We start from the raw sequence: 8,110 nt of genomic DNA on the forward strand, positions 1-8,110 counted from the left end.
TTACTAATCAAGTGCTTAGAAGATGCCCGCACTGGCATTTATGGCAACGATCGCAGTGGGTGCATTGGCGGCGCGTGGGGGATTGACCAGGTAGGCATAGCTCTTGACCCTGTTTTCATCGTCAAAACTGACCACGAATTTCGGTGGTTTGGGCAAGCGCATTTGCGCCTCGGTGGCGTAGATGAAATTACCCGTTGAGAGCATGGAAGACAGGCGGTTCTGGCCTCGTGCATAGCGGATATCAGACCTTAGATCGTGATAGGCCCAGGACTTCTTTTGATTGATGCCAAAGGAAATGGCTATAGGTTTTCCCATAATCTCGGAAACCTCTTGGCTGGACATTCCGATCTTGATGTGCTTGTTGACTACTTCGGCTACGCTCATATTGCTCGCGCACGCACCTAGCTGAGTACAAACCAATATTGCCAATGTAATTTTCCTGATCATCACTACCTCCGGTTGCGCATTTGTTCGCGCGTGTCGTTTTTTGTTTACGAGTACGAAGGTAGGGGCCGTGGACTTACCGCAGCATTACGGCGGGCTTACAGTGGGCTTACAGTTTTTTGGTCGTGATGTTTGCTGCCGGTGCATCGTGCTTTTTTCGGCCTGACCAGCAGGAACAGACGGGCGCCTATGTGCGAATCAGGGATGCGGGAAAAACCGCTACGCAGGGGCACCTGCCGAGCAGGTATACTGCTGCGCACATGCCCCGCGACGTGACGAGGAGTGAGAAAGTTATGGCAGAGTCCAATCGATTAAACACCGCCGTGATATACGGCAGCGTCCGGCGAGGCCGCCAGGGGATCAAGGCGGCGCGTTTCGTGGTTAACAAATTGAAAGAGCGCGACCACATCGTCACGCTGATCGATCCTCGCGAGCACCAGTTACCGTTTCTGGACTTGATGCATAAGGAATATGAGTCGGGCAAAGCGCCCGAGGCGATGGAAAAAGTCAGTCAGATTCTCGAGAAGGCTGACGGATATATCATTGTCAGCGCGGAATATAACCACAGCATATCGGCATCGCTAAAAAATCTGCTCGATCATTACCAGAGCGAGTATCACTACAAGCCCAGTGGAATCGTCACCTATTCCGCCGGTCCATTCGGCGGAGTCCGTGCCTTGCTAAACCTCCGCGGCATCCTTGCGGAACTTGGCACGCCGAGCATTCCCAGTGCCTTCCCGATTTCCCAAATCCACAACGCTTTTGATGATGACGGCAAGCCGCTGGATCCCGCGTACGAGCAACGAATCGTCAAGTTTCTCGATGAGTTTGAGTGGTATGAAAAGGCATTAAAGAACGCGCGGAAACATGAGGAATGCAGCGATGAACTGCCGATGCAGCAGGCTATGTGCCGGGAAATGGTCTGATGAACACTCAGGGTCTGCAATCAGCAAGGCGATAGACGGAGAATACGATGATATGTCGTTGGTGCCAGATTATTGTCCTTGGGTTGCTATTGATGCAGGTAGGTGCCTGCGCGAGTTCGCCCAAGGTCATCGAAGGAGAAGCGCAAGTTCGTTCTTCTGCCGATCCTTGGGAGCCCCTCAATCGTGGCATCTACGCCGTCAGTGACGGGCTAGATACCATCACCCTAAAACCTCTCGCCAAAGGTTACAAAGCAATAACGCCTGGGTTTGTGCGCAGGGGAATTTCAAATTTCTTTGCCAACCTGGGAACGCCATTGGATATCATCAATAATCTTCTGCAAGGTAAAGGGCGGGATGCGCTGAGCGACACGGCTCGGCTGGTTATGAACAGTACGGTCGGTATTGGCGGTTTATTCGATCCGGCGACATCCGCCGGACTCGTGCAGCATGATGAAGATTTCGGGCAAACACTGGCGAAATGGGGTGTCCCCAATGGCCCTTATGTGATGGTGCCGGTCCTCGGGCCGCGAACGCTCAGAGACCTGATTACCGTTCCTTTGGATATTTTCCTCGATCCTCTTTTCCATTACGAGAACTCGTCGATTCGGGACAAGCTTTGGATACTGCAAGGCATTCACCTGCGAGCGAAGCTGCTTGCGGTTGAAAACCTAATCAATGACTCCTTTGACCCCTACATAACGATTCGGGAAGCATATCTGCAGAATCGCGAATTTCGCATCTACGACGGTGATCCTCCAGAGGATGACGATGATCTCTTCGACGAATTTTTTGAAGAGGAATAGGTATTTCAGGAAAGTGTTGCGGATTGCCAGGTGACGGCGATTTATTCATTTTCCCGGGTCGGCAGCAGCCTCCGCTTCCAAGCGCTCGATGACAGCATCGAGGCTCGTTGCGTTGACTTCGCTGTTGATTTCAGCGCGGAAATTTCGAACATATGAAATCCCTTCGATCTTCACATCATACATCAGCCATCCTTGCGGACGTTTTACCATGGCGTAGTGGACCGGTACCTCTGTGCCGTCATCGAGTAGGACCGTAGTTTTCACCATTGTTCGTTTCTCGGGTTTGTCTCCCCGAAACGGCAGGATCTCCATTTTATCCAAATCAAATTGCAAGACACCGTCTGCATATCGATGCACCAGGGTCGCATAGAACGCTGCAACAAATCGTGTTTTTTGGTCATCGCTCGCTGTGCGCCAATGCCTGGCCAGCACAAGCTGAGCCGCAAATTTGCGATCGAAACTCGGCAGCAGAATGTCATCGATGAGCGCATACAGAGCCTGTTTATCGTTCGAAAGCTCCTCTTTCCGTGTTTTGATCTCCTGATCAAGCAAATTCAGCACGTCGGCAACGACATCGTTTGGCGACTCCGCAATCGCGGGTAACGAAAACAGGCCCAATATGAGTGTAAGTGCAATCGATCTCACAATCCTGTCTCCATTTGCGAACAAGAATAAAAACGAGAAATCTGGCTTAACACGCCGGCTCGGCGTCCCCATTTGGCATTGCAAGCGTAGCGGGGACAGGGCTACGAATGATAGTATAGGATTCCCGCAGCCGTGCGCCAGTCTACAGGCCAACCAACACGGGCCTGGACAGGCGGCTGAAGGAATATGAGAGGGGGTTTGACCGCGAGCCAATGGATAATCATGTTAAAAGCCGCAGCGCAGATTTCTATGAGATGCCGGTTCTCACGCTGCTGTTTGGCAGCGATGTGCACCCGGGCGGCATCCCGCTAACGCGCGAGCTAGCGGGATCCGCATTGGTCGGATGTGAGGATCGTGTGCTGGATGTGGCTTGCGGCCGGGGTGAAAGCGCGCGAGTGCTCACGGAGTATTTCGGTTGCCGCATAGTCGGGATCGATTACTCGGAGGAAAATATCCACCGGGCAAATGAACTGACCGAGAATGTTGGCTTGTCGAGCCGTGTCCAATTTGTCCAGGGTAATGCCGAGCAGTTGCCGTTTGCTAACGATTCTTTTGATGTGGTGATCTGCGAGTGTAGTCTGAGTACTTTTCCGGACCTGGAGTTGGCGCTCGCCGAAATGAAACGTGTGCTTAGACCAGGCGGCAGGTTGGGCATTTCCGATGTCGTACTCAACCAGGCACTGCCCGAATCGTTACAGGATCTGGTCGGGCACGTGCTGTGCATCAGTGGGGCTCTGCCTATCGATGGTTATCGCGCCGTACTCGACAAGACCGGTTTTTCCGCAATACGTACACGCGATGTTAGCGAAGTACTCGGCGACATGATTACACGCATGGAACGGCGTATCGGTGTAATCGAGAATTTTCTGGACCGGGAACAATTTGAGCTTGCGAATGGCTTGAGCGCGTCATTTTCGTCGATTTCAGCAGCGCGAGATTTTGTGCTGTCGGGCGGCGCGGGTTATGCCCTGATTACCGGGAAGAAACCTATTGCCAACTGAGACGGATGTTCGAGCTATAAGTCTGTCGTAACTCTCCCGGGCGACTCGCAGAACCAGCGCTTCCTTGCCCCGTATTTTCACCACAATTGGATCTTGATGGCGATCGACTGACGACAGGTTGTTACGAAGTTCTTCAAGATTCATTGTGTTGCCTATCCGTATCGTTAAATTGCATATTGCACCAAGGTGGACGTAATTTTGATGACAGCCACCGATCCCGTTGCGTTCGATCTTGCGACACTGATTGATTGGCCCAACGGGCTTACGATTAGCAGGCCCTTTATATCAAGGAGAAGTGTCCATTGACATTTTGTTTCTAACATGTGGCGATTAGGTCACATATGGTTGCAACACCCGCCAGATTTGCTCCGGACGACGTTGGTCAAACGCCGATCAACGATGCGGTGTGGGCAGCTTTGAGCGACGCGTCACGACGCAGGATTCTTGATTTGCTCCGCAAGAAATCCATGACCACGAGCGAATTGTGCGAGTGCTTTGAATTCTCGCGTTTCGCGGTGATGAAGCATCTCAAAACCTTGCAAAAAGGTGGATTGATTGTCGTGGAGCGCCGTGGTCGCGAGCGCATCAACCACCTCAACCCGATTCCACTGCAGACGATGTACCGCCGCTGGATCCGACCCTTTGAACAAATCCCCGCCGATCGTCTTCTCCGATTGAAGTCGCTTTTGAGTTAGCGTTTCTCAATATACTCCATAATAATCAATAAGTTGCTGTAGTTCTGGGGTAGCCAAAGGTTGCTTGGGTAGCACTGTGGGTAGCAATAGGGCAGAAATCTGCTCAAAAACGAGTTTTCAGATGCCCAGACCACTCACTGCCAAAACTGACAAAAGGCTGTAATTACCTATGTCCACTTTTGATTTTTCCGGACTATACTCTTGCCATGCGCTTCAGCCGGAACATCGTCTACCCGACCTTACTGGTGCTGTTATTCGGGACCTTTGTCCTCTCGCCCTCCAACCGAGCAGTCTCGGCCGATTTTGCGGCATTGCCTGCGAGCGCAGAGGAAACGACACCGCTTAATACCGGCGATCGGGCGCCTGCATTTACGGTGCGCACAGTTGACGGCAAACCCTTTGTGTTTGACCCAGAAAACCTCGAACGTCCGACAATTCTGATCTCGTTCCGTGGCGGCTGGTGCCCTTTCTGTAACATGCAACTTGCATCGCTGCACACAGTCATTCCCGAGCTAAGAGAGAATGGTTTCGACGTTCTGTTCCTGAGTAACGATAGGCCGGAATTGCTGTACTCAAGTCTTAAGAGGGAAACGCAAGAGAGTATTGACGGCCTCGACTATGTCATTCTTTCGGACGCGGATCTCAGTGCAGCAATGGCACTTGGTACTGCGTTCAGGACCGACAAGGGTCAGATCGAAAGACTGGAGCGAAAAGGCCGTGATTACGAAGGCTCTTCGATCGGCAAGCATGACGCCCTTGCCGTGCCGTCGGTTTATGTCGTCAATCGTTCAGGCGAGATTGTTTTTGACTTTGTGAATCCTAACTACAAGATTCGCTTGCCTGCCGAGGATTTACTTGCCGCAGCAAATAAGCTGATGAACAAGACGGACCAGGTTTCGCAGTAGGGATTTCAACCGCGACCGGCTTGCCTTCGCGATCGGATATCTGCCGCTCAAACGTCTCCTTCTGGCCGAAAGCGGACATTAGGGACGTCCCAAAAAGTCTCAGGCCAATGTCTGCTTTCGACCCAAAGGGGACGGTCGTCAATCCGTCAAAATGACGCTCTCTCTGTCGATTCGAGAACAAGAATGAAGAAGATCGACCTTGGCCAGACCGTCGGAACCCTGCTGCCGATCCAGAAAGATTGCCATGTCGCGTTCAAGGTGCGCAGGAAAAAGCATTCTCTGCGCGTGGCGTACCAAAAGGCCACTCAAGCCGTCAGTTCTACGTCGGGTTCGAGACGCTTGCGCGTCGAAACAGCAATGCCGATCCGACAAACAGCATGACGAAGAACGCATTCAAACCAAATACCTGCAACACACCCGGGGGGAAATCGGGCTTCCAGATAACCAGCGCAATCACGGGGACTAATGCTTGAGCGAGCGCCGTCGCGAATAACGCGCGCGCCATTCCCTGCGGCTTTAGGCGCGCCACTGCGGCACCGATGACTAGGACGGCGAGCACCCCGAAATACATCAAGTTGACGGGACCGTTCCCGATAATGCCAACAGCACCGTTCACCCAGACAAGGAGAAGTGCTGCCGCGAGCGCAACGCCGACGGCGGCCCGGTACGCGATGGCGCCCGCCTTCCTCGCTACCAGCTCATACGCGAGACCAGTGCCGAACAGGAGGGTGCCCATGAAAGCGAAATCGAACAGGTCCCAGTTCACTTCCTCGGTGAACTGCATTGCCACCAAGGGCACCAGCAATATGCACGCCGTCACGAGCGCAATGCGGATAATGTTTTTTCGCATAATGATAAGCGTCATGTTCTCTCTAATAATTCCCGCGGATGTTTCGACGAACATCCAGAGAGCGAAGCCGAATAATCCTTTTTCTTCCACTGCGCGCTCTCGGAGAAGGTCGTTGAAGGTCTGCTCCATTGGTTCTCCAAAGCGCTCGCGGTACCGCTTCGGATAGAGACGAAGCAGTGTTGCGTACCAGCTTCGGAATCGTCGTATTGAGTGTTCATATGCCATACGCAAAAGTACTCGGCGAGAGTTTTTTTCGCTTGGCGACCGCTACAACCGCTCGGTATCGCTGCAGCTCCGCAGCGAGCGCTTTTTGGCCGAGGCCAGTAATTTTGTAATAGACCCGCCGCTCGTCATCCATTTCAGGGTCTATTTCTTTGTCGCTCTCGCATATCAATCCGGCCTCGATCATGCGACCAATCGAGCCGTAAAGCGTACCCGGCCCCATCTTCACCTTTCCCTGCGAGTCCGACTCGACTTGCTTCATGATTCCATATCCGTGCCGCTCTTTCGTAGAAAGCGCGAGGAGGATATGAAGTACCGCCGGAGTGAGGGGCGCGTTGGTTTTACTCTTTGCCATGTCTCGATACTATATCCGTCGCGGATATATATCAAGGACTAATTTTGAAAAAGACTGTATCCGCAGATTTCGTCCAGTGGATGGAGGAAAACGTCGTTGACGAATGTCCGCTCTTGGCCGAAAGCGGACTGTCAAAAATCGGCCTTTGCTCAAATCGAACGTCCGCTTTACCCCCGGAAGCGGCCATTCAGGTAATATTGCATCGAAGGGCCGCTAATGACCCAAAGCGGACCTCGGCCAACAACGCTGGAATTACCTGTGAAAATCAAACTGAATAGTATTTTTGTAGACGATCAACAGAAGGCTTTAGATTTCTACACAAACGTCTTGGGCTTCAAAAAAAGCCAGGATATTCCTGTCGGAGAATATCGTTGGATTCAGCTCGCGTCACCAGAGGGGGGAGATGCGGAGCTTTCGCTGGAACCAAACGTAAATCCTGCTGCGAAGGCATACCAAGAGGCTTTATTCGAGCAGGGGATACCGATCACTGCATTTGAGGTCGATGATTTGGAGTCTGAATTTCGTAAACTCTCCGATCTCGGCGTAGCGTTTACCACGGAGCCGACGAATGCTGGTGATGTGGCTATGGCGGTCTTTGTGGACACGTGCGGAAACCTGATCCAGATCTATCAGCCTGAACCAGAGTGACCGCTTGTGGCCGAAAGCGGCCGGTGAAAGTTGTAGAATTGCCCATTATTGAACGGCCGCTTACGACCCAAAGCGGCCATTGGGATGGTAGAGTCCTGAGGGGCCGCTAACGACCCAAAGCGGACATTCCTGTCACTCGTATATGTCCCGATTTTCTTAACCATCCGGCGAACTGGCCGACCTTGTACTACACTTAATAGTTAACAGAGACAAAGCCAAACCCGTCAAAAGACGGGGACGGAAAGCCACGGGTCCTCGCTCCCTCCGCGACGCCGCCTGCGATGCCACGCAGGACCCAACATCGCCGGGCTGCCGGAGCATTACCCAGCAGGAGAAACAGCGATGCGATCGAAAGCCACCGGCACGTTACCTAGTCTGGTTCGTGCATCTGTTTTCATTTCGCTCGCTCTGATTCAGTTGGCGCCTGCCGCATATTCCGCCAACGACACCGATTGCAACGAAGCTATTGCTCAGGAAGATTTCGGGAAAGTTCTGCAGATATGTAAGCCCCTTGCGGAACAGGGGGATGTCGCAGCGCAGTTCGCCCTCGGATCGATGTATTCCCTGGGGCAAGGCGTGCCGCAGGACACTGCAGAGGCCGTGCGGTGGGCTCGTA

At 52.7% G+C, this 8,110-nt stretch carries 10 protein-coding genes and 1 riboswitch; of the genes, 6 read left to right on the forward strand and 4 right to left on the reverse strand.

Annotation, left to right across the window (positions count from 1 at the left end; genetic code table 11):
* Positions 1–15 precede the first annotated feature (15 nt).
* On the reverse strand, positions 16–447 hold the full coding sequence (locus IIA05_07015) for a hypothetical protein (protein MCH9026849.1): 432 nt from the start codon (positions 445–447) through the stop codon (positions 16–18).
* A 290-nt stretch (positions 448–737) separates the two neighbouring features.
* Here IIA05_07015 and IIA05_07020 point away from each other — a divergent pair, with 290 nt between their 5' ends.
* Positions 738–1,370, forward strand: coding sequence for an NAD(P)H-dependent oxidoreductase (locus tag IIA05_07020; GenBank protein MCH9026850.1), 633 nt, complete (start codon positions 738–740; stop codon positions 1,368–1,370).
* Positions 1,371–1,417: 47 nt separating this feature from the next.
* Entirely contained in the window at positions 1,418–2,173 is a 756-nt protein-coding gene (locus IIA05_07025; GenBank protein ID MCH9026851.1) for a VacJ family lipoprotein, read from the forward strand.
* 45 nt (positions 2,174–2,218) lie between these two features.
* On the opposite strand, the gene IIA05_07030 is transcribed toward IIA05_07025, so the two are convergent.
* Positions 2,219–2,890 carry an ABC transporter substrate-binding protein gene (locus IIA05_07030; GenBank protein MCH9026852.1) on the reverse strand — a complete coding sequence of 224 codons (672 nt, stop codon included), beginning with the start codon at positions 2,888–2,890 and terminating at the stop codon, positions 2,219–2,221.
* Positions 2,891–3,030: 140 nt separating this feature from the next.
* On the opposite strand from IIA05_07030, the gene IIA05_07035 reads away from it, so the two are divergent.
* The 3 genes from IIA05_07035 (at position 3,031) to IIA05_07045 (ending at position 5,419) form a co-directional block, all read left to right on the forward strand.
* Positions 3,031–3,819, forward strand: coding sequence for a class I SAM-dependent methyltransferase (locus tag IIA05_07035; protein MCH9026853.1), 789 nt, complete (start codon positions 3,031–3,033; stop codon positions 3,817–3,819).
* A gap of 341 nt (positions 3,820–4,160) precedes the next feature.
* Positions 4,161–4,514 carry a winged helix-turn-helix transcriptional regulator gene (locus tag IIA05_07040; GenBank protein ID MCH9026854.1) on the forward strand — a complete coding sequence of 118 codons (354 nt, stop codon included), beginning with the start codon at positions 4,161–4,163 and terminating at the stop codon, positions 4,512–4,514.
* A 179-nt stretch (positions 4,515–4,693) separates the two neighbouring features.
* A complete protein-coding gene (locus tag IIA05_07045; protein ID MCH9026855.1) occupies positions 4,694–5,419 on the forward strand; it encodes an AhpC/TSA family protein in 726 nt (241 codons plus the stop codon).
* Between the two features lie 319 nt (positions 5,420–5,738).
* Here the strand turns inward: IIA05_07045 and IIA05_07050 are convergent, their stop codons facing one another.
* Positions 5,739–6,269 carry a hypothetical protein gene (locus IIA05_07050; protein MCH9026856.1) on the reverse strand — a complete coding sequence of 177 codons (531 nt, stop codon included), beginning with the start codon at positions 6,267–6,269 and terminating at the stop codon, positions 5,739–5,741.
* Positions 6,270–6,483: 214 nt separating this feature from the next.
* Positions 6,484–6,846, reverse strand: coding sequence for a PadR family transcriptional regulator (locus tag IIA05_07055; protein MCH9026857.1), 363 nt, complete (start codon positions 6,844–6,846; stop codon positions 6,484–6,486).
* A gap of 258 nt (positions 6,847–7,104) precedes the next feature.
* On the opposite strand from IIA05_07055, the gene IIA05_07060 reads away from it, so the two are divergent.
* Positions 7,105–7,494, forward strand: a complete 390-nt coding sequence (locus IIA05_07060; GenBank protein ID MCH9026858.1) for a VOC family protein — start codon at positions 7,105–7,107, stop codon at positions 7,492–7,494.
* A gap of 204 nt (positions 7,495–7,698) precedes the next feature.
* A riboswitch (cyclic di-GMP riboswitch) is annotated at positions 7,699–7,811 on the forward strand.
* Positions 7,812–8,110: the final 299 nt, after the last annotated feature.

Source organism: Pseudomonadota bacterium (assembly GCA_022572885.1).
Lineage (GTDB): Bacteria > Pseudomonadota > Gammaproteobacteria > Steroidobacterales > MnTg04 > MnTg04.

Bases quoted from the DNA above. Each gene is read 5' to 3' on its own strand.
- IIA05_07025 (MCH9026851.1), top strand. From the start codon at position 1,418: ATGATATGTCGTTGGTGCCAGATTATTGTCCTTGGGTTGCTATTGATG.
- IIA05_07050 (MCH9026856.1), bottom strand. From the start codon at position 6,269: ATGCGAAAAAACATTATCCGCATTGCGCTCGTGACGGCGTGCATATTG.
- IIA05_07030 (MCH9026852.1), bottom strand. From the start codon at position 2,890: ATGGGGACGCCGAGCCGGCGTGTTAAGCCAGATTTCTCGTTTTTATTC.
- IIA05_07055 (MCH9026857.1), bottom strand. From the start codon at position 6,846: ATGGCAAAGAGTAAAACCAACGCGCCCCTCACTCCGGCGGTACTTCAT.
- IIA05_07040 (MCH9026854.1), top strand. From the start codon at position 4,161: ATGGTTGCAACACCCGCCAGATTTGCTCCGGACGACGTTGGTCAAACG.
- IIA05_07035 (MCH9026853.1), top strand. From the start codon at position 3,031: ATGGATAATCATGTTAAAAGCCGCAGCGCAGATTTCTATGAGATGCCG.
- IIA05_07020 (MCH9026850.1), top strand. From the start codon at position 738: ATGGCAGAGTCCAATCGATTAAACACCGCCGTGATATACGGCAGCGTC.
- IIA05_07015 (MCH9026849.1), bottom strand. From the start codon at position 447: ATGATCAGGAAAATTACATTGGCAATATTGGTTTGTACTCAGCTAGGT.